This window comes from Kocuria sp. MNB10, assembly GCF_054073685.1.
In genome coordinates, this window is sequence record NZ_CM133411.1 from 2,207,121 (window position 1) to 2,226,780 (window position 19,660).

Annotated in this window: 20 protein-coding genes; 11 read left to right on the forward strand and 9 right to left on the reverse strand. The window is 69.1% G+C overall.

What is annotated here, in order from left to right; all coding sequences use genetic code 11:
* Window positions 1-60 precede the first annotated feature (60 nt).
* The 7 genes from ACW9PK_RS10065 to ACW9PK_RS10095 all read left to right on the forward strand — a co-directional run bounded on the left by ACW9PK_RS10065 (window position 61) and on the right by ACW9PK_RS10095 (window position 8,497).
* Window positions 61-2,085, forward strand: coding sequence for a S9 family peptidase (locus tag ACW9PK_RS10065; protein WP_457015771.1), 2,025 nt, complete (start codon window positions 61-63; stop codon window positions 2,083-2,085).
* Between the two features lie 101 nt (window positions 2,086-2,186).
* The gene (typA, locus tag ACW9PK_RS10070; RefSeq protein WP_064846062.1) at window positions 2,187-4,094 is read left to right on the forward strand and encodes a translational GTPase TypA; all 1,908 of its coding nucleotides are present in this window, start codon (window positions 2,187-2,189) and stop codon (window positions 4,092-4,094) included.
* Window positions 4,095-4,096: 2 nt separating this feature from the next.
* Window positions 4,097-5,002: a PIG-L family deacetylase gene (locus ACW9PK_RS10075; RefSeq protein ID WP_144932269.1), complete on the forward strand. Its 906-nt coding sequence runs from the start codon at window positions 4,097-4,099 to the stop codon at window positions 5,000-5,002.
* Window positions 4,999-5,484 (forward strand): hypothetical protein, encoded by a 486-nt coding sequence (locus ACW9PK_RS10080; RefSeq protein WP_240505702.1) that lies wholly within the window; start codon window positions 4,999-5,001, stop codon window positions 5,482-5,484. The genes ACW9PK_RS10075 and ACW9PK_RS10080 overlap by 4 nt, the downstream gene beginning before the upstream one ends.
* Window positions 5,485-5,546: 62 nt before the next feature.
* Window positions 5,547-5,870 (forward strand): ferredoxin, encoded by a 324-nt coding sequence (gene fdxA, locus ACW9PK_RS10085; RefSeq protein WP_035965353.1) that lies wholly within the window; start codon window positions 5,547-5,549, stop codon window positions 5,868-5,870.
* A gap of 4 nt (window positions 5,871-5,874) precedes the next feature.
* Window positions 5,875-7,020 (forward strand): succinyldiaminopimelate transaminase, encoded by a 1,146-nt coding sequence (gene dapC / locus ACW9PK_RS10090; protein WP_144932271.1) that lies wholly within the window; start codon window positions 5,875-5,877, stop codon window positions 7,018-7,020.
* A 175-nt stretch (window positions 7,021-7,195) separates the two neighbouring features.
* Complete coding sequence (locus tag ACW9PK_RS10095; RefSeq protein ID WP_064846064.1) at window positions 7,196-8,497, forward strand: citrate synthase; 1,302 nt, start codon at window positions 7,196-7,198, stop codon at window positions 8,495-8,497.
* 85 nt (window positions 8,498-8,582) lie between these two features.
* On the opposite strand, the gene galE is transcribed toward ACW9PK_RS10095, so the two are convergent.
* Both galE and dapD read right to left on the reverse strand, forming a co-directional pair.
* Window positions 8,583-9,599, reverse strand: a complete 1,017-nt coding sequence (gene galE, locus ACW9PK_RS10100) for a UDP-glucose 4-epimerase GalE (RefSeq protein ID WP_457015774.1) — start codon at window positions 9,597-9,599, stop codon at window positions 8,583-8,585.
* Between the two features lie 112 nt (window positions 9,600-9,711).
* The gene (dapD, locus tag ACW9PK_RS10105) at window positions 9,712-10,683 is read right to left on the reverse strand and encodes a 2,3,4,5-tetrahydropyridine-2,6-dicarboxylate N-succinyltransferase (protein ID WP_259868484.1); all 972 of its coding nucleotides are present in this window, start codon (window positions 10,681-10,683) and stop codon (window positions 9,712-9,714) included.
* 133 nt (window positions 10,684-10,816) lie between these two features.
* Between dapD and dapE the strand changes: the two genes are divergently transcribed.
* A complete protein-coding gene (gene dapE / locus ACW9PK_RS10110) occupies window positions 10,817-11,920 on the forward strand; it encodes a succinyl-diaminopimelate desuccinylase (protein WP_064846067.1) in 1,104 nt (367 codons plus the stop codon).
* Between the two features lie 28 nt (window positions 11,921-11,948).
* On the opposite strand, the gene ACW9PK_RS10115 is transcribed toward dapE, so the two are convergent.
* The 4 genes from ACW9PK_RS10115 to ACW9PK_RS10130 form a co-directional block, all read right to left on the reverse strand.
* The gene (locus ACW9PK_RS10115; protein WP_457015777.1) at window positions 11,949-12,812 is read right to left on the reverse strand and encodes an amino acid ABC transporter permease; all 864 of its coding nucleotides are present in this window, start codon (window positions 12,810-12,812) and stop codon (window positions 11,949-11,951) included.
* Entirely contained in the window at window positions 12,809-13,495 is a 687-nt protein-coding gene (locus tag ACW9PK_RS10120) for an amino acid ABC transporter permease (protein WP_085107168.1), read from the reverse strand. The genes ACW9PK_RS10115 and ACW9PK_RS10120 overlap by 4 nt, the downstream gene beginning before the upstream one ends.
* A gap of 64 nt (window positions 13,496-13,559) precedes the next feature.
* Window positions 13,560-14,411, reverse strand: coding sequence for a glutamate ABC transporter substrate-binding protein (locus ACW9PK_RS10125; protein WP_085107170.1), 852 nt, complete (start codon window positions 14,409-14,411; stop codon window positions 13,560-13,562).
* 79 nt (window positions 14,412-14,490) lie between these two features.
* Window positions 14,491-15,219 (reverse strand): amino acid ABC transporter ATP-binding protein, encoded by a 729-nt coding sequence (locus tag ACW9PK_RS10130; protein WP_183085818.1) that lies wholly within the window; start codon window positions 15,217-15,219, stop codon window positions 14,491-14,493.
* A gap of 284 nt (window positions 15,220-15,503) precedes the next feature.
* Between ACW9PK_RS10130 and ACW9PK_RS10135 the strand changes: the two genes are divergently transcribed.
* The 3 genes from ACW9PK_RS10135 (at window position 15,504) to ACW9PK_RS10145 (ending at window position 18,073) form a co-directional block, all read left to right on the forward strand.
* Window positions 15,504-16,475 (forward strand): LOG family protein, encoded by a 972-nt coding sequence (locus ACW9PK_RS10135; protein WP_085107204.1) that lies wholly within the window; start codon window positions 15,504-15,506, stop codon window positions 16,473-16,475.
* A complete protein-coding gene (locus ACW9PK_RS10140) occupies window positions 16,472-17,746 on the forward strand; it encodes a glycosyltransferase family protein (protein WP_240505703.1) in 1,275 nt (424 codons plus the stop codon). The genes ACW9PK_RS10135 and ACW9PK_RS10140 overlap by 4 nt, the downstream gene beginning before the upstream one ends.
* 159 nt (window positions 17,747-17,905) lie before the next feature.
* Window positions 17,906-18,073 (forward strand): DUF3117 domain-containing protein, encoded by a 168-nt coding sequence (locus ACW9PK_RS10145; RefSeq protein ID WP_064846068.1) that lies wholly within the window; start codon window positions 17,906-17,908, stop codon window positions 18,071-18,073.
* 72 nt (window positions 18,074-18,145) lie between these two features.
* On the opposite strand, the gene crcB is transcribed toward ACW9PK_RS10145, so the two are convergent.
* The 3 genes from crcB to ACW9PK_RS10160 are packed head-to-tail and all read right to left on the reverse strand — an operon-like array spanning window position 18,146 to window position 19,577.
* Complete coding sequence (gene crcB / locus ACW9PK_RS10150; RefSeq protein ID WP_085107172.1) at window positions 18,146-18,517, reverse strand: fluoride efflux transporter CrcB; 372 nt, start codon at window positions 18,515-18,517, stop codon at window positions 18,146-18,148.
* Window positions 18,514-18,948: a CrcB family protein gene (locus ACW9PK_RS10155; RefSeq protein WP_085107174.1), complete on the reverse strand. Its 435-nt coding sequence runs from the start codon at window positions 18,946-18,948 to the stop codon at window positions 18,514-18,516. The genes crcB and ACW9PK_RS10155 overlap by 4 nt, the downstream gene beginning before the upstream one ends.
* Window positions 18,945-19,577, reverse strand: a complete 633-nt coding sequence (locus ACW9PK_RS10160) for an O-methyltransferase (protein ID WP_064846071.1) — start codon at window positions 19,575-19,577, stop codon at window positions 18,945-18,947. Before ACW9PK_RS10160 ends, ACW9PK_RS10155 begins: the two co-directional genes overlap by 4 nt.
* Window positions 19,578-19,660: the final 83 nt, after the last annotated feature.

Consider the following 19,660-nt stretch of genomic DNA (forward strand, 5'->3'; position numbering starts at 1 on the left):
AGTGGCTGGGGTGACACGTGGGCGCTTATGCGTGACCGGCACGTCTGTAATGTGACTCATATGACACCCCGTTATGAAACTCCCGAACAGCTCGTGGCCACCCCACGACTCACCGGATTGAGCGGACACCGGAACGGCCCGGTGATCGCCCTGCGGCAGGAACTGTCCTCAGACGGTAAGCGCTACGTCAAACACGCGTGGTCGGTACCCCGCCCGACCGACGGCGATCGTGCACCTGTCCCCCTGACCTCCGGCGATCACGGAGTCCAAGAGGTGTGCCCGGCGCCGTCGGGGGAGCTCTACTTCACGTCCGACCGGCCCATGGACGGGGACGACGAGAAGCGCTCCCGGTTGTGGTTGCTCCCCGAACGCGGCGACGCCCGCATGGTGCTGGACATGCCCGAGGGCATCTCGGACCCCAAGCTGGGCGGGGACATGCTGTTCTTCCTCTCGGGCATGCACCCGAGTGCCAAGGGTGCGGCGGACGAGCTCGCCCGCAACCGTGAACTGCACGAATTGCGTGAGGAATCCGGGGCGAGTCCCATGCTCTACGACCGCGCGCCGTTCCGGTACTGGGACCACGACCTCCCAGCCGCCGAGACCGCCCTGTGGTTCGTGGACACCGCCGCGCTCGCCGAGTCCCGGGACGCGGGGGAGGCCGTGCGCCGCGTGGATCTGCCCGCCGGGCGGTTAATGCGCTACTCGGTCGCCCCGGACGGCACCTGGCTGATCGCACAGTTGACCGCGTGGTTGCCGGAGGGCTGGGAACGGTCCCAGCTGTGGCGGGTGCCGATCACGGCAGACGGCGCCGGTCAGGCCGAACTGTTCCGGGACGCCACCGAGGAGGACTGGTGGGAGCCCGGGCCCGTCTCCCCGGACGGCAGCCGGGTCGTCCTGGAGCGGGACGTCGTGTGGCGCGACGGCGTCAACCTGCAGATCTCGCTGTGGGTCCACGACCTGAGCACGGGTCGGGACACGGAAGTGGTGCCCACAGACGAATACTGGGCGGGGGAATCCCGGTGGATCGATGACGACTCCTTCGTGTGCACGTCCGACTATCAGGGCCGGGGGATCGTGCTGCGGGTCACGTGCCCGCGGGGCGGGGACTCCTCGATCGACGTCCTGGCCGGCGGTGGCGAGCAGCCGTGGACCTATTGCGCGGTCCACCCCGTGGGGGACGCGTTCTACGGTCTGCGGGCCACCTACGACCACCCCCTCGAGGCGGTGACGTGGTCCGGTCGGGAGTTCTGCGCCGAGCCCACCCGGATCGACGGTCTCGTGCCCGACGACGCCGTCCCCGGCCGCCTCGAGGAGGTCACCACGACCGCCGAGGACGGGACGAGCATCCGCGCGTGGCTCGCGCTGCCCGAGGGGGAGGGAACCGAACACCCGTTGCTCGTGTTCGTTCACGGTGGGCCGTGGGCGTCCAACAACCAGTGGAGCTGGCGTTGGAATCCGTGGCCGTTCGTGGCCCGCGGTTATGCCGTGCTATTCCCGGACCCGGCCATCTCCACGGGTTACGGACAGGCCATGATCGACCGCGGTCAGCAGGAGCTGGGCGGGGCGCCGTTCACGGACGTGATGGCCCTCGTGGAGGCCACGACGCAGCGGGCGGACATCGATGCCCAGCGCCAAGCGCTGCTGGGCGGTTCCTACGGCGGGTACATGGCCAACTGGGTGGCCACCCAGACGGCGGACCGGTTCCGGTGCATCGTGACCCACGCGTCCCTGTGGAACTTGGACTCCATGGGTGCCACCACGGACAACACCGAGTGGCGTGAGGCCATGGGCCCGGCCCAGGCCGCCGTGTACTCACCGCACCGGTTCGTGGACCGGATCCAGGTCCCCATGCTCGTGATCCACGGGGACAAGGACTACCGGGTCCCGATCTCCCAGGGCATCGAGCTGTGGTCCGATCTGCAGCTGCGCACCCGGGTGGAGGGCCACCGGTTCCTGTACTTCCCGGACGAGAACCACTGGATCCTCAAGCCGGCCAACTCGCGGGCGTGGTACGAGACCGTGCTCGCGTTCCTGGCCGAACACGTGCTGGGTGAGGAATGGCAGCGCCCCGAACTGCTCGGCTGAGCACACGGGAGACATGCATCACGTGTGCTCCGGGTGGTGGCGGAGGGGAGTAGAATCGCCACGATTCCCCTCTGCATCCACTCATGAAGAGAGACCTGTGCATGTCTGAAACCACCACCCAGCGCGCCGATCTGCGCAACGTGGCCATCGTGGCCCACGTTGACCACGGCAAGACCACCATCGTCGATGCCATGCTCCAGCAGACGAACGCGTTCTCCAGCCACGGAGAGGTCGAGGAACGGGTCATGGACTCGGGCGACCTGGAGCGGGAGAAGGGCATCACCATCCTGGCCAAGAACACCACGGTGTTCTACGACGGCCCCGCGGCCAACGGTGAGACCATCACGATCAACGTGATCGACACCCCGGGTCACGCCGACTTCGGTGGCGAGGTGGAGCGCGGTCTGTCCATGGTGGACGGTGTCGTGCTGCTCGTGGACGCCTCCGAGGGCCCGCTGCCCCAGACCCGGTTCGTGCTGCGCAAGGCCCTCGAGGCCAAGCTGCCCGTGATCGTCGTCGTCAACAAGGTGGACCGCCCGGACGCCCGGATCGACGAGGTCGTCTCCGACACCATGGACCTGCTGCTGGGCCTGGCCTCGGACATCGCCGAGGACCACCCGGACCTGGACCTGGACGCCGTCCTGGACGTGCCCGTGGTCTACGCCTCTGGCAAGGCCGGCCGTGCCTCCACCGACCAGCCCGGCAACGGCGAGTTGCCGGACAATGAGGACCTCGAGCCGCTGTTCCGTACCATCATCGAGCACATCCCCGCGCCGTCCTACAACCCGGACGGCGTGCTGCAGGCGCACGTGACCAACCTGGACGCCTCCCCGTTCCTGGGTCGCCTGGCCCTGCTGCGCATCTTCAACGGGACGCTGAAGAAGGGCCAGACCGTGGCGTGGGCGCGTCACGACGGAACCCTCAAGAGCGTGCGCATCTCCGAACTGTTGGCCACCAAGGGCCTGGACCGGGTGCCTGCGGAGAGCGCCGGGCCCGGTGAGATCGTGGCCGTGGCCGGGATCGAGGACATCACCATCGGTGAGACCCTCACGGACCTCGAGAACCCCGAGCCGCTGCCGCTGATCACGGTGGACGACCCCGCGATCTCCATGACCATCGGGATCAACACGTCGCCCTTGGCCGGACGCGTCAAGGGCGCCAAGGTCACCGCGCGCCAGGTCAAGGACCGCCTGGACAAGGAGCTCATCGGGAACGTCTCGCTGCGCGTGCTGCCCACCCAGCGCCCGGACGCGTGGGAGGTGCAGGGCCGCGGTGAGCTGGCCCTGGCCATCCTCGTGGAGCAGATGCGCCGCGAGGGCTTCGAGATCACCGCGGGCAAACCACAGGTGGTCACCAGGACCGTGGATGGCAAGGTGCACGAGCCCTACGAGCACATGACGATCGATGCTCCGGACGAGTTCCTGGGTGCGATCACCCAGCTCATGGCCGCGCGTAAGGGCCGCATGGAGGGCATGAGCAACCACGGCACCGGGTGGGTGCGTATGGAGTTCAAGGTCCCCTCGCGCGGTCTGATCGGCTTCCGCACCAAGTTCCTCACGGAGACCCGTGGCGCGGGCATCGCGTCCTCCTACGCGGACGGCTACGAGCCATGGGCCGGGGAGATCGAGTACCGCACCAACGGTTCCATGATCGCGGACCGTGCCGGTGTGGTCACCCCGTACGCCATGATCAACCTGCAGGAGCGCGGCTCGTTCTTCGTGGAGCCCACCTCCGAGGTCTACGAGGGCATGATCGTGGGTGAGAACTCCCGCGCGGACGACATGGACGTGAACATCACCAAGGAGAAGAAGCTCACCAACATGCGCTCGTCCACGGCGGACAGCTTCGAGAACCTCACGCCCCCGCGCAAGCTCACGCTCGAGGAGTCCCTCGAGTTCGCGCGCGAGGACGAGTGCGTGGAGGTCACCCCGGAGGCCATCCGCATCCGCAAGGTGGTCCTGGACGCCAACGAGCGCCTCAAGGTCGCCCGGCAGCGGGCGCGCGCCTGATCGTGGCCGATCCTCGATACCCGGGCGGGGGACACGCGACCGAGGGGGCGGTGGAGACACTGCTCCCCGGGGGCGTGGACCCCGCCCGGGCTCGTGTGTTGTGGGTGCACGCCCACCCGGACGACGAAGCCATCGTCACGGGCGTATCCATCGGGTACTACGGCGCGCTGGGCGCCACCACGGTGTTGCTGACCATGACGCGCGGCGAACGCGGTGAGGTTATCCCGCCCGCCCTGCGTCATCTCGAGGTGGGCCAACCCGGGTGCCCGGACACCGACGGCACCGCGCTGGGGCTCTACCGCGTGGGTGAGCTCGACGCCGCCGCGGCCGCCATGGGGCTCGCGGACCGGTTCTTCGCGGGGGAGCCCCCCGCCCACGATCCCGCCGAGGGTTTCGCCAACGGCGCGGACAAGTACGTGGATTCCGGGATGAGCTGGGGGCCCGACGGCCGCCCGCAGCCCGCCGAGGACGTCTCACCCGCAGCGCTCACGGCGGCGGATCCGCAGGAGGCCGCCGCCCACGTGGCCGCAGCTATCCGCGCGGTGCGCCCCCACGCCGTGATCACCTACGACGACGACGGCGGGTACGGTCACCCGGACCACGTGGCCACGCACGGGGTCACGCTGCGCGCCGTGGACCTCGCAGCGTCAGCACCGGACACCGCCCACGACGCGTGGGACGTCCCCCTGACGTGGGGGATCGAGAGCGACGTGAACCCCTCGGACGAACGGCCGCAAGCGGCGATCCACGGTGATCTGGCGGTGAAGCGCGCCGCAATGGCGGCGCACGCCACACAGATCACCCTGGGCGAGGACCCGCAGGGCACCACGTACGAGCTATCCAACGGCGTGCCGCAGACCCTCAGCGCCACCGAGACGTTCCGCCTGTTACGCCGGGGCGGACAATGAGCGCGTCCGGACTGCGCCGCACCGCCCCGTGGGAGAGCGCCCCGGCCGTGCAGACCGCCGGCGACCACGCGCCCGGGGGAGCCGAGAAGCAACGGCCGGGAGCGGCGTCGTCGTTGGTGACGGCACTGCTCACGGGACTCGTGGCGGGAGCGGTGGCCACGGCCATGCACGCCAACATCTGGTACCTGGACGGCTGGTGGCTCCCGTGGGGGCTCGTGTTCTCCGGGGCGCTGCTGCTGTGCGCGAGCGTGTGGTGCGGTACTGCGACCCGGCGCGTGTGGGCGGCTGCCGTCCCAGGGCTCGTGACGTACGTGATCGCCTGGGCCACCGCGTACCTGCGGGAGGGCTCGGCGCTCGTGGTCACCACGTGGGCCGAGCCCGTGGGGATCGTGGGGTTGCTGTGGTTCGCCGTGATCTTCGTGGCGGTCATGGCCTCCGTGATTGTTACGGGGCATTGGCTGGTGCGCTCGCGGGCGCGGTAGCCTCGAATGCCCGCCGCTAGAATGGTCGAGGACTTGGGAACAGAAGGAGAGGTTCGTCAACCGTGACTTACGTAATTGCGCAGCCGTGCGTGGATGTCAAGGACAAGGCCTGCGTGGAGGAATGTCCCGTGGACTGCATCTACGAGGGCGAGCGATCCCTGTACATCCACCCGGACGAGTGCGTGGACTGCGGGGCGTGCGAACCGGTGTGCCCCGTGGAGGCCATCTACTACGAGGACGACACCCCCGAGGAATGGGCCGAGTACTACAAGGCGAACGTGGAGTTCTTCGACGATCTGGGCTCTCCGGGTGGGGCCGCCAAGCTCGGCAACACCCACAAGGACCACCCCATGATCGCGGAACTGCCCCCGCAGAACCAGGACTGATCCGGTGAGCGTGGCCCGCGGATTCGGTCTGAACCTGCCCGACTACCCCTGGAACTCCCTCGCGCCGTACCGCCGGACCGCGCAGGAGCACCCGGATGGTGTGGTGGACCTGTCCATCGGGACCCCGGTGGACCCCACGCCGCTCGTGATCCAGGATGCGCTCGCCGCCGCCGCGGACGCCCCCGGGTATCCCACGACGCACGGGACCCCCGCGCTGCGGGAGGCCGTGGCCGCGTGGTTCGCCGATCGTCGCGGTGTGCCCGATCTGGACCCGGACGCCGTGATGCCCACGGTGGGGTCCAAGGAACTCGTCGCGTGGCTGCCGCTGTTGCTGGGTCTGGGCCCGGGCGACGTCGTAGTGCGTCCCGTGGTCGCCTACCCCACGTACGACATCGGGGCGCAGATCGCCGGCGCCGAGGCCGTGGCCGCGGACTCGCTGGACGAGCTCGAGCCCTCGGTGCGCGAGCGCGTGCGCATGGTGTGGGTCAACTCGCCGGGCAATCCCACGGGCATCGTGCGAGACGCGCAGAGTCTCAAGCGGCTCGTGGACCAGGCCCGCGCGCAGGGGGCCGTGGTGGTCTCCGACGAGTGCTATGCCGAGCTCGGCTGGGGTCAGTGGGATCCCGCACGCGGTGGCGAACCCGTGCCGTCCGTCCTGGACCCGCGCGTGAGCGGCGGGGACACGTCCCTGCTGTTCAGCGCGTACTCGCTGTCTAAGCAGTCGAACCTCGCGGGCTACCGCGCCGCGTTCCTCACAGGTGACCCCGCGCTGATGCCCTCGCTCATCAACTCGCGCAAGCACGCCGGGATGATCGTGCCCTATCCCGTGCAGGAAGCCATGCGCGTGGCCCTGGGGGACACCGCGCACGTGACGGCGCAGAAGAACCTCTACCGGCAGCGGCGCGAGGCACTCAAGCCCGCCGTGGAGGCCTTCGGGCTCACGATCGAGCATTCCGAGGCCGGCTTGTACCTGTGGGCCACCGCCGGTGAGGACACGTGGGACACCGTGGAACGCTTCGCGCGCCTAGGCATCGTGGTGGGCCCCGGGACCTTCTACGGGGACGCCGGGCACGGCTACGTGCGGCTGTCCCTGACCGCGAGCGACGAGCGCATGGCGGCCGCCGTGCAACGGCTCTCAGGCGCCGTCTGAGCCCGCCGCACACGGGTGGGCAAGTGGAATCCCGATCACACCAACGGGTAGGTTGGTGGGGAATGACATCGTGTTCCCGCCCGGTGCGCACCGACCCGAACCGCCACGACGGCGTGGGGGTGAACCGGACCGCGAACCCGTCGTGGAACACCTAGCGAACCGTGAAGGACACATCATGGCAGAGGCCAAGAAGTCCACCGACAAGGTGGAGCTGAACTACGAGAAGGGCAAGTCCCTCGAGCTGCCCGTACTGGAGGTGACCGAGGGCAACAAGGGCTACGGCGTGGGTTCCCTGCTCAAGGAGACCGGCAACGTCAGCTTCGACCCCGGGTTCGTGAACACCGCGAACACGCGCTCCACGGTGACCTACATCGACGGCGCCCAGGGCATCCTGCGCTACCGCGGCTACCCCATCGAGGAGCTTGCGGAGCACTCCAACTTCCTGGAGACCGCCTACCTGCTGATCTACGGCGAGCTTCCCACGCGTGAGCAGTACGAGGACTTCCAGCACCGCATCACCACGCACACCATGGTGCACGAGGACATCAAGATGTTCTTCAACGGCTTCCCCCGCTCCGCGCACCCCATGCCCGTGCTGTCCTCGGCCGTGTCCGCGCTGTCCACCTTCTACTCGGACTCCCTGGACCCGTTCAACAAGGAGCACGTGGAGATCTCCACCATCCGTCTGCTCGCAAAGGTCCCCACTCTGGCCGCGTACGCGTACAAGAAGTCCGTGGGGGAGCCGCAGCTGTACCCCCATAACAACCTCAACTACGCGGAGAACTTCCTGCGCATGTGCTTCGGTGTGCCCGCCGAGGACTACGAGGTGGACCCGGTGGTCGCCAAGACCCTGGACATCCTGTTCATGCTGCACGCGGACCACGAGCAGAACTGCTCCACCTCCACGGTGCGCCTGGTGGGTTCCTCCCACGCCAACATGTTCGCGTCCGTCTCCGCGGGCATCAACGCCCTCTACGGCCCGCTGCACGGCGGTGCCAATGAGGCCGTGCTGGCCATGCTGGACCAGATCCAGAATCGTGGGCTCTCCGCGGACGAGTTCATGGAGAAGGTCAAGAACAAGGAGGACGGCGTCCGCCTCATGGGGTTCGGGCACCGTGTCTACAAGAACTACGATCCCCGTGCCCGCATCATCAAGGGCTACGCGCACGACGTCCTGGCCAAGATGGGCGGCAACAACGAGCTGCTGGACCTGGCCATCGGCCTGGAGGAGAAGGCGCTCGCGGACGACTACTTCGTGGAGCGCAAGCTCTACCCGAACGTGGACTTCTACACGGGTTTGATCTACAAGGCCATGGGCTTCCCGGAGAAGATGTTCACCGTGCTCTTCGCGATCGGCCGCCTGCCCGGCTGGATCGCGCAGTGGCGCGAGATGATCGAGGACCCCGAGACCAAGATCGGCCGCCCCCGCCAGCTCTACGTGGGCGAGGGTGAGCGCCACTACCCGACCGCCAACTGAGTTCCCCGGTCAAACCGACGAGCCCCGATCACCGTTCGGTGATCGGGGCTCGTTCGTCGGTGCGGGCACGACGCCGCCGCTCGGCTCAGCCGTCGTAACCGTTCGGGTTGTTCTTCTGCCAGTTCCAGTGGTCCCGGCACATGGTGTCGATGTCCCGGTCCGCGGACCAGCCCAGCTCGGCGAGGGCGGAGGCGGGATCGGCGTAGGACACAGCGGCGTCGCCGGGGCGGCGCGGGGCGATCTCGTAGGGGATCTCCCGGCCCGAGGCCTTCTGGAATGCCTCGCGGACCTCCAGCACGGAGTAGCCGCGGCCGGTGCCCAGGTTCCACACGTGCACGCCGTGGTCCCGGCTGATCCGGTCCAGGGCACGTAGGTGCCCGTCCGCGAGGTCCATCACGTGGATGTAGTCGCGCACGCCGGTGCCGTCCGGGGTGGGGTAGTCGTCGCCGAAGACCATGAGCTTCTCGCGGCGGCCCACGGCCACCTGCGCGACGAACGGCATGAGGTTGTTGGGGATCCCCGAGGGGTCCTCACCGATCCGCCCGGACTCGTGCGCGCCCACGGGGTTGAAGTAGCGCAGCAGGGCCACGGACCAGCGGTCATCGGAGGCCGCGAGGTCTGCGAGCATGTCCTCGATGTGTTCCTTGGTACGGCCGTACGGGTTCTGCGCGTCCATGGACAGCTTCTCGGTGAGCGGCATGGTCTCCGGGGCGCCGTACACGGTGGCCGAGGACGAGAACACGATACTGCGGCACCCGTTCTCCTCCATGGCCCACAACAGGTTCACGGTCCCGCTGACGTTGTTCGTGTAGTACCACAGCGGCTTCTGCGCCGATTCCCCCACGGCCTTGAGCCCCGCGAAGTGGATCACGGCGTCCGGGCGGTGCTGCGCGAACACGCGGTCCAGACCCTCGCGGTCCAGCAGGTCCACCTCTTCGAACGCCGCGACGTCGCGTCCGGCGAGTTCCGCCACCCGCTCGAGCGACGTCTTGGTCGAATTGGACAGGTTGTCCAGGACGACGACGTCGTGCCCCGCCTCGAGCAGCGCCAGAACCGTGTGCGAGCCGATGTACCCGGTTCCCCCGGTGACAAGAATCTTCATGGTCCCCACCCTATCCAGTGGACCTCACGAAAACGCGCGGCCGGGCCCGCGAGCTGCGGGACCCGGCCGAGCGGCGTCGTCGTCGCGATCTGTGGACGCGCGACGGCGGGGATCAATTGGCGTGCAGTGCGGCGTTGAGCTCCACCGTGCTGCCCTGGCGGGGCAGCGCCTCCACGGCGCCGTTGGTGGAGTTGCGGCGGAACAGCAGGTTGTTCACGCCGGAGAGCTCGGACGCCTTGACCACGCGGGGTTCGGCGCCGCCCTCGATAAGGCTCACGCGGGTACCGGCGGTGACATACAGGCCGGCCTCGACGACGCAGTCGTCACCCAGGGAGATGCCCACGCCCGCGTTGGCGCCCAGCAGGCAGCGCTGGCCCAGCGTGATCCGCTGCTTGCCGCCGCCGGACAGCGTGCCCATGATGGATGCGCCGCCGCCCACGTCCGTGTGGTCGTGGACCACGACGCCGGCGGAGATCCGGCCCTCAACCATGGCCTCGCCGAGCGTGCCGGCGTTGAAGTTCACGAACCCCTCGTGCATCACGGTGGTGCCTTCGCCCAGGTAGGCACCGAGGCGCACGCGGTCCGCGTCACCGATGCGCACACCCGAGGGCACCACGTAATCGACCATGCGCGGGAACTTGTCCACGCCAAGCACGGTCACGGTCCCGCCGGCGCGCAGGCGCAGCAGGGAGCGGGTTAGTTCCTCCGCGAGCACGGGACCGCGGCTGGTCCACGCCACGTTCGCGAGCTTGCCGAAGACGCCGTCCAGGTTGAGGGTGTTGGGCCGCACCAAGCGGTGGGACAGCAGGTGCAGGCGCAGGTAGGCGTCCGCGGCGTCCTGGGGTGCGTCGTCCAGGTTGATCACGGTGGTCACGATCTCGGACCGCACGTTGCGATCCGGGTCCGTGGTGGCGGCCACGCGGAGATCCGCCTCGTAGCTCGTGTCCGGGTTGGCGCTCAGGCTCGGCGCAGGGTAGAAGACGTCCAGCACGGTCCCCTCCCGCTCGCCGGAGTCCACCACGGTGGCCAGCCCCACTCCGGAGGCGATACGGGAATTCTCGGTGCTCTCGCTCGTTGAAGTCATGGGCTCATCTTAAAAGATGCCCCGTGACCCCCGGTGTAGATGACCCGGCCCACGCGGCTCGTCAATGAGGCCCCTCGGCAGCCGGCCGCGACGCCCGCTGCGGGGCGCAGGGGCGAACTGTAGGCTGGCACGCATGAGCTCAGACGCTTCCGTGACCCTCGACCTCACCATGGATCCCGCGGATCTGACCGCCGCGCTCGTGGACGTGGAGTCCGTGTCCGATCACGAGGGCCCCCTGGCCGACGCCGTCGAAACAGCCCTGCGCGCTCTGCCCCATCTCAGTGTCCACCGGGACGGGGACACCGTGATCGCCCGCACGGACCGCGGCCGAGACGAACGCGTGATCCTCGCCGGCCACCTGGACACCGTGCCCCTGCCCACCGTGGAGGGATCGCTGGGCGGGGTCCCGGCCACGCGGCGTCGGGAAGCGGACGGGGACGTGATCTACGGCCGCGGCACCACCGACATGAAGGGCGGTGTGGCCGTCCAACTGGTGCTCGCGCACGAACTCACCGAGCCCAACCGGGACGTCACCTACGTGTTCTACGACCACGAAGAGGTCTCGAGCGATGCGAGCGGGCTGGGCCGCGTGATGCGCAACAGCCCCGAACTGCTCGAGGCGGACTTCGCGGTGCTGCTCGAACCGACCAACGGGACCGTGGAGGGCGGGTGCAACGGCACCATGCGTTTCCGGATCACGACCCACGGCAAGGCCGCCCACTCCGGGCGCTCGTGGATCGGGGAGAACGCGATCCACAAGCAGGCGGACGTCCTGGCCCGGTTGAGCGCGTACGAGGCGCGCACCGTGACCGTGGAGGGCCTCGACTACCGTGAAGGGCTCAATGCGATCCGGATCGGCGGGGGAGTCGCGGGCAACGTGATCCCGGACACCGCGTGGGTCGAGGTCAACTACCGCTTCGCCCCGGACAAGTCCCTCGAGCAGGCACAGGACCACATGCGCGAGGTCTTCACCGGGTACGAGCTCGAGTGGCAGGACCTCTCGCCGGCGGCCCGTCCCGGGCTGGACAGGCCCTCCGCCGCGCAGTTCGTGGCCGCCGTGGGGCGGGAGCCCATGCCCAAGTACGGCTGGACCGACGTCGCCCGCTTCTCGGAGGCCGGGGTGCCTGCCGTGAACTTCGGCCCCGGGGACGCCCTGCTCGCCCACACCGACGACGAGCACGTGTTCGACGACGCCGTCCGGGCCTGCCACCGTGCGCTCGCGTCCTGGTTGTCCTGAGTCCTGAACGGCCCGAGGGACGGGCGGCTCAGCCGATCTCGTTGCCCTCGGCGGCCTCGTGCAGTGCGCGCGTCATGCTCGCCGTGCGGTAGCTGAGCCTGCGGGACAGACGCCCGGCGGCGAACGACAGCAGCGTGTTGATCACGATGAACACCACCGCGGCGGCCAGCAGGGTCTGCAGGATGTTGCCGTCACCGGAGCCGAGCCGGCGCGCGGAGGCGAGCAGCTCGGGGTAGGTGATGATGTAGCCGAGCGCGGTGTCCTTGAGGATCACCACGAACTGGGAGATCAGCGAGGGCAGCATGGCGGTGAGCGCCTGGGGGAGCAGGATGCTGCGCAGGCACTGCGACGGCGTGAGCCCTACCGCGAGCCCCGCCTCGCGTTGCCCTCGGGGCAGTTGGTACACGCCCGAGCGCACGAGCTCGGCGATCACGGACCCGTTGTAGAGCACGAGCCCGATCACCACGGCCCAGAACGGCGTGCTGGACGGGGACACCAACCCGGTGCGCGCGAGCCCCAGGTAGAAGAAGATCATCATGACCAGCACGGGCACCGCGCGGAAGAACTCCACGACCACGGCGGCCACGGCCCGCACGGGCCACGCCCCGGACAGCCGGGCCAGCCCGAAGACCAGACCGAACACGACCGAGCCCACCACAGCGAGCAGTGCGGCCTTGAGGGTCTGGATCAGTCCGGGGATCAGGAAGTTGGCCCACGTGCGCTCGGTGAGCAGGGCCTGCCACTTGGCGGGCTCGAGCTGTCCTTGCGCGCCGAGCTTCTGCAGTACCACGACCGCCAGGCCGATCAGTACGAGCAGGGCCACCACGTTGAGCACGAGGGTGAGCCGCCGCGTGCGGGGGCCGGGGGCGTCGAACAGGACCGTGGTGCTCATCGCTTCACCGCCACCTTCCGGGACAACCACGTGGTCAGCAGACCCACGGGGATCACGATCACCACGAAGCCCAGCGCCACCGTCAGGAAGATGGCCACGATGACGTCCGGGCGGAACTCGATCATGGTCTTCATGAGGGCGGAGATCTCCGTGACGGAGGCCGCCGCGGCCACCGTGGTGTTCTTGGTCAGGGCGATCAACGTGTTGCCCAAGGGCGTCACGGCACCGCGCAGCGCCTGCGGGAAGATCACGTGGCGCGCCGCGGGGAAGAACCCCAGGCCGATCGCCCGGGCGGCCTCGGCCTGTCCCAGGGGGACCGTGTTGACGCCCGAGCGGATGGCCTCACACACGAAGGACGCGTGGTAGAGGCTCAGGCCGATGATCGCGTAGATGAAGAAGTTGCGATTGAAGTCGGAACTGAAGTTGATGGCCAGCTGGGACCACACCCCCAGCACCAGGAACACCAGGATGATCGTCAACGGGGTGTTGCGCACGATGTTCACGTACCCGGCACCCACGGCCCGCAGCGAGGCGACCGGGCTGATCCGCATCAGGGCCAGGACCGAACCCAGCACCAGGGACCCCAGGGCGGCCCAGAAGGTCAGTTGGATGTTGACCCAGAACGCCGCGAGGACGTCGTACTGGGACAGGAGTGACGCGAAGTCACCTAAGTAGTCGGACACTATTTCCTCCCGGGGGCCCCGGCGTGCGCGAACCGCGCACGCCGGGAACGGACCGAACGCTGGATCAGGAGCAGGGCTCGGGCTTGGGCGGGTTGAGCTTGGTGTTGTACTTGTAGTCCGCGCCCTGGGTGTTGGAGGTCACGGCCTTCTCCCACGAGCCGTCGTCCACCATCTTGGTGATGGCGTCGTTGATCGCCTGGCACTTGTCGGAATCCTTGGGGATGCCCACGCCGTACTTCTCCTCGGTGAACGGCGCACCGACCACCTTGAACTTGCCCTTGTTGGCGTCCGTGGCGGCGAGACCCGCGAGGATGATGTCGTCGGTCGTGACCGCGTCCACGCCGCCGGAACCGAGCATGGTCACGCAATCCGCGTAGCCACCCTGTTCCACGAGGTTGACCGAGCCCGCGTACTTGTCCTTGATCTTCTGCGCGGACGTGGAACCGGTCACCGAGCACAGGTTCTTGCCCTCGAGGTCCTCCGGGCCCTTGATGTCCGTGTTGTCGGACTTCACGAGCAGGTCCTGACCGGCCACGAAGTACGGGCCCGCGAAGTTCACGCTCTGCTTGCGGGCGTCCGTGATGGAGTACGTGGCCACGATCATGTCCACCTGACCGTTGGACAGCATGTTCTCGCGGTTCGCGGACGGGGACTCGACCCACTCGATCTTGTCCTCCGGGTAGCCCAGTTCCTTGGCGATGTAGCGGGCCACGTCCACGTCGAACCCGCTGTACGTCTCACCGTCCTTGAAGCCCAGGCCGGGCTGGTCGTACTTGATGCCCACGCGCAGGGTGTCCCCGCCCGCCTCGGAGGAACCCCCCGAGCCGCCCGAGTCCCCGGAACCGCCGCACGCGGTGAGGGACAGGGCGGCGGTGGCGGCCAGGGCAGTGACGACGGCGCTCTTACGGAATTTCACGATGTGCTCCTTGGGATCCAGGGAATGAACGGGTGGTGCTGCGGTGAAGAAGAGAAGTGGGAGTCCTGCGGTGCTGGCCTCAGTGGCCCAGGACCTTGCCCAGGAAGTCCTTTGCGCGCTCGCTGCGGGGGTTGGTGAAGAACTCCTCGGGGGTGTTCTGCTCCACGATGGCTCCGTCCGCCATGAACACCACGCGGTCCGCGGCCCGCCGCGCGAAGCCCATCTCGTGGGTCACCACGACCATGGTCATCCCGGCCTTCGCGAGGGACACCATGGTGTCCAGGACCTCGTTGATCATTTCCGGGTCCAGCGCGGACGTGGGTTCGTCGAAGAGCATGACCTTGGGGTCCATGGCCAGGGCGCGAGCGATCGCCACGCGTTGCTGCTGGCCGCCGGAGAGCTGGGCGGGCAGCTTCTCCGCCTGGTTGCCCACGCCCACGCGGTCGAGCAGTTCCCGGGCGCGTTGCTCCGCGGCCCCGCGGTCCTTGCGCCGGACCTTGACCGGGCCCAGGGTCACGTTCTGCAGCACGGACTTGTGGGCGAAGAGGTTGAAGGACTGGAACACCATGCCCACGTCCGCGCGCAACCGGGCGAGCCCCCGACCCTCCGACGGGAGGGGTTTGCCGTCCACCGTGATCTCGCCGCTGTCGATGGTCTCCAGGCGGTTGATCGTGCGGCATAGCGTGGACTTGCCCGAGCCCGAGGGTCCGATGATCATGACCACTTCCCCGCGGGCGACCTCCAGGTCGATGTCCTTGAGCACGTGCAGGTCCCCGAAGTGCTTGTTGACGCCCTTCATCCGGACCAGGGGCGCGTCACCGCGCTCGGTGCGGTGCGCGCGGTCCGCGAGAGCGGCGTCGTCCGCGGCGGGTCGGGCGCTCGCTACGGGGGCCGACGACGCCGCCGAACGTTCCCCGGGCGGCGGGGTGGAGGAGGCTGCTGCGTGAGACATGGGAACAAACTAATGCACCGTCCGCGAGAAAGCGATGCGCAACACAACACGGGCGTCGTGGCGCGGCGGGCCCCGGTCCGGGCGGTGCGTGCCGGGCCGTTCTGCGGCGCCGTGCAGCACGAGAACGTAGCCTGGTGGGCATGCACACCCCTGAGACACCGCACGAACGTTCCCTACCCCCCGAGCGTCACAAGGGGCCGGTGGTGCTGCGCCGCAAACAGCTGCATCGGCGCACGTCCGACCAGCGTTTCCTGGACCAGCGCCCCGCCGAACCGGACGACTTCACCCGCACCGACCCGTGGCGTGTCCTGCGGATCCAGGCGGAGTTCGTTGAAGGCTTCGACGCACTCGCGAACCTGGGCCCCGCCGTCTCGGTCTTCGGGTCGGCGCGCACCGCGCCGGGGCACCCGGAGTACGAGCTCGCGCGCGAGCTGGGACGGGAAATCGGCAAGGCCGGCTACACCGTGGTCACGGGCGGCGGCCCCGGTGTGATGGAGGCCGCGAACAGGGGAGCGGTGGACGTGGGCGCGCACTCGGTAGGGATCGGCATCGAGCTGCCCCACGAACAGCGCCTCAATGACTGGGTGGACCTGGGCATCAACTTCCGCTACTTCTTCGCCCGTAAGACCATGTTCGTGAAGTACAGCCAGGGCTTCGTGGCGCTGCCGGGCGGCTTCGGTACGCTCGACGAACTCTTCGAGGCACTGACCCTCGTGCAGACGGGCAAGATCACGCGTTTCCCGGTGATCCTGGTGGGCACGGACTACTGGGGCCCGTTGCTGGACTGGATCACCACCACGCTGGTGGCCGACGGCAAGGTCTCCACCGCGGACCTCGAACTGTTCCGGGTCACGGACAGCGTGGCCGAGGTCGTGGAGATCCTCACCGCGGTCCACGCCGACGACGACGGCATCCCGGTCTCCGGCCCCGCCCCGGGTGCCTCTCCCGCCCCGGGCAAGGCAGCGGTCGACGCCGCGGCGCCCGGTTCCGGGGGCGACGACGCCGCTCCCGCGGATGGCGCGCGCGGTTCCGTGCGCGGCGACACCGACCCTGGCACCGCAATACCCCGTTCCAGGGGCGACGACGCTCGCGCCCCCGGTTCCGGCGCGTGAGTTCCACGGCGGTGGCGGACCCCGCGCGCAGCGCGCACGACTCCCGTGCGGGGAGGATGCGTCGACTGTGGGCGGCGGCTCCGTGGTGGCTCGCCGTGCTCGTGGTCTACGGGGTGTCGCGGGTCTGGGGCTGGGCGGTGTTCACGGTCGTGGGTGCCCAACAGGGTCCCGGGCCGTGGGGCAACGGCGCCCTGGGTTACCTGGATTTCGTGAACACGTGGGACGCCGACTGGTACCACACCATCTTCCGGGAGGGGTATCCGTTCCAGGTGCCCCGGGACTCGCTGGGCACGGTGTCCGAGAACGCGTGGGCGTTCTACCCCGTGTTCCCGCTGCTCGTGCGCGGCATCGACGCACTGACCGGGACCGGGTGGGCCGTCACGGCCGCCACGGTGTCCCTCGTGGCCGGTTTCGGTGCGGCCCTGGTGTTCTACCGACTGGTGTGCCAAGCACCCGTGATGGCCGGGCCCCGCACTCCCGGGGGCGTCTCACGCCCGGCACTGTGGGCCGTGGCGGTGTTCGCGTTCAACCCCGTGGCACCCGTGCTGCAGACCCCGTACGCCGAGGCGCTGAGCATGCTGTTCTTGCTGAGCGCCATGTTGTGCGTCGTGCGGGACCGGCCCGTGTGGGTCACCGTGTTCGTGGTGGCGCAGGCACTGACCCGACCCACCGGCGTGGCCCTGGCCGCGGCGCTGGGGGTGTGGTGGTTGTGGCGCAGCGTGGGGGACGTGCTCGCGCGACGTCGGGCGTGGTACCGGTGCCTGGACCGCTGGCTCGTGGTGGCGCTGATCGCGTGCGCTGCCGCCCTCGCGTGGCCGGCCATCGCGTGGGTCGTCACGCGGGAGCCCATGGCCTACACCGAGACGGAGGCCGCCTGGCGCGGGAGCCAGCACGTGATCCCCGTGTTGCCGTGGTTCCGCGAGGCCACCGATCTGCTGGGCCCGATCGCCGGACTCGTCGCTCCCGTGGTGCTCGTGGCGGCGGTCGTGATGCTGTTGCGTTCGGACACGGTCAAGCGGGCCCTGCCGTTCTTTGTCCGTGTGTGGATCGCGGCCTACGGGTGCTATCTGCTGCTCGTGCTCAACCCGCAGAGCTCCACGTTCCGGTTGCTGTTGCCGTGGGCGCCGCTCGCCGCCGCCCTGGTGCACGTGAGCGACTCGCGCGCCTATCGGGTGCTGCTCGTGATCTTCGGGGCAGTGCTGCAGATCGTGTGGGTCGGGTGGCTGTGGCACTGGAAGCAACTACCCGGCGGTGGCGACTACCCGCCGTGACCCCGCGCGGCGGCCCTTGCCGCAGGCGCTGTCCACACACGCGCTGCGCGCTATGGCACAGATGGTTCCGAGCGCTCCCGCGTCGTGTGCCGGGTCACGGTACTGGCTGAGCGTTCGATAAGATAGCGAGCGTAAGTACTCACGAAGAGGAGCTCATAAATGGCGGCCATGAAGCCGAGGACGGGTGACGGACCCATGGAGGTCACCAAAGAAGGACGCAGTCTGATCATGCGGGTCCCCCTGGAAGGCGGAGGGCGTCTGGTGGTGGAACTCAAGTCGGACGAGGCCGCGGAATTGCGCGAGTGCTTGGCTTCGGTGACGCAGTAGCACCGACACCCCCCACGCCCGTGTCGCGAGGGCCCCTCACATCGAGTGAGGGGCCCTCGCGGCGTTCGGGGCTCAGAACGCCCAGTGGCTCCCGAGGGTGAGCCCCGCGGCCACGGCGAGCAGGCTCCACAGGACGGTTCCGAGCACCGACACCACCGCGGCCCCGGCACGTTGTTCTCGCGCGAGCCGTACGGCGTCCACCATGGCCGTGGAGAACGTCGTGTAGCCACCGCACAGCCCGGTGCCCAGGGCGAGCGTCCACACGGGTCCCAGAACCGCGCTCAGTCCGGTGACCACACCGAGCACGAACGACCCCGTCACGTTGATCAGCAGTGTGGCCGCGGGGAAGGTGGGAGCCCACCGGGCGGTGATCCCGCGGTCCAGGAGGAAACGCAGGACCGCTCCCACGGCGCCGCCCAGGGCCACGGCGGGTACCGCGATCACCGCGCCGCTCCCGCGGTGGGCGTGCCGCGGCGTCGTCCCCGGAGCCAGGCGCCCACCGCGAGACCCGCGGCCGCGGCGGCCAGCCCCGCGACGAGCATCAGCACCGCGTCACCGAACGCGGCCGCGCTCGCCCCGGAGCGCACGCGCTCCCACAGCTCCAGTGCGAAGGTCGAGTAGGTGGTGAACCCGCCGAGAAGCCCGGTGCCGAGCAGCATGCGCGCGGTGTGGGCACCACGGCGCTCGCGGCCGGGGCGGGTGAGCGCTTCGAGCAGCAGCCCGAGCAGGAAGGCGCCGGAGGCATTGACCGCGAACGTGGCCCACGACCACCCGGATCCTGCCGGAAGCACGAGGGACACCCACCAGCGGGCCAGACTCCCCGCGGCGCCGCCGAGGGCCACGAGTCCGGCGTCCTTGAACAGGGAGCCGCTCACAGCCGGACGGCCAGCAGTACACCCGTTCCCGTGGGCACGACGGCCGTGGACAACCGCGGTTCGTCCCGCAGGGTGCGCACGACGTCGCGCATGATCACGGTCTCCTCCTGGCGCTGCGCGGGCTGGGGGACTAGGTCCTGGTGCAGGGCGTCGTTGACCACGAGCATCCCGCCGTGACGCAGCAACCGGGCACCCTCGATGACGTACTCGGCGGTGTTGACCACGTCCGCGTCGATGAACACCATGTCGTACGCGTTCTCGGTGAGCCGCGGCAGCACCAGGGAGGCCGCACCGGAGATCGTGCGGGTGCGTTTGGTTTCGAAACCGGCCTCGCGGAACGTGTCCCGCGCGGCGCGCAGGGCCCGGATGTCGGTGTCGATGGTCGTGAGGACGGACTCGGACGGCATCCCGCGCAGCAGCGCGAGCCCCGAGACGCCCGCACCGGTGCCCACTTCCACCACGGTCGCGGGGCGGGACGACGACGCCAGGACGGTCAGCAGCGCCGCGGTGGCCGGGGTCACGGGGTCCAAGCGCAGGGCCAGGGAGCGCTCGCGCGCACGGAAAGCGGTTTCGTCCTCCGTGGCGTAGGCCTCGCAATAGGCCCAGCTCGTGGTTTTATCCGTGCTCATGGACGCGGCGTGCCCTTCACTGCTGTGTGTGCCCGGATCCCCGCGGACCCAGCGCTTCGACGTGGCGGGCCCGGCGTCATGTC

Excerpts from the sequence above, each read along its gene's own strand:
- ACW9PK_RS10135 (WP_085107204.1), top strand. The coding sequence starts at position 15,504 with ATGCACACCCCTGAGACACCGCACGAACGTTCCCTACCCCCCGAGCGT.
- galE (WP_457015774.1), bottom strand. The coding sequence starts at position 9,599 with ATGAAGATTCTTGTCACCGGGGGAACCGGGTACATCGGCTCGCACACG.
- typA (WP_064846062.1), top strand. The coding sequence starts at position 2,187 with ATGTCTGAAACCACCACCCAGCGCGCCGATCTGCGCAACGTGGCCATC.
- dapD (WP_259868484.1), bottom strand. The coding sequence starts at position 10,683 with ATGACTTCAACGAGCGAGAGCACCGAGAATTCCCGTATCGCCTCCGGA.
- ACW9PK_RS10065 (WP_457015771.1), top strand. The coding sequence starts at position 61 with ATGACACCCCGTTATGAAACTCCCGAACAGCTCGTGGCCACCCCACGA.
- ACW9PK_RS10160 (WP_064846071.1), bottom strand. The coding sequence starts at position 19,577 with ATGAGCACGGATAAAACCACGAGCTGGGCCTATTGCGAGGCCTACGCC.
- ACW9PK_RS10115 (WP_457015777.1), bottom strand. The coding sequence starts at position 12,812 with ATGAGCACCACGGTCCTGTTCGACGCCCCCGGCCCCCGCACGCGGCGG.
- dapE (WP_064846067.1), top strand. The coding sequence starts at position 10,817 with ATGAGCTCAGACGCTTCCGTGACCCTCGACCTCACCATGGATCCCGCG.
- ACW9PK_RS10080 (WP_240505702.1), top strand. The coding sequence starts at position 4,999 with ATGAGCGCGTCCGGACTGCGCCGCACCGCCCCGTGGGAGAGCGCCCCG.
- ACW9PK_RS10095 (WP_064846064.1), top strand. The coding sequence starts at position 7,196 with ATGGCAGAGGCCAAGAAGTCCACCGACAAGGTGGAGCTGAACTACGAG.
- ACW9PK_RS10145 (WP_064846068.1), top strand. The coding sequence starts at position 17,906 with ATGGCGGCCATGAAGCCGAGGACGGGTGACGGACCCATGGAGGTCACC.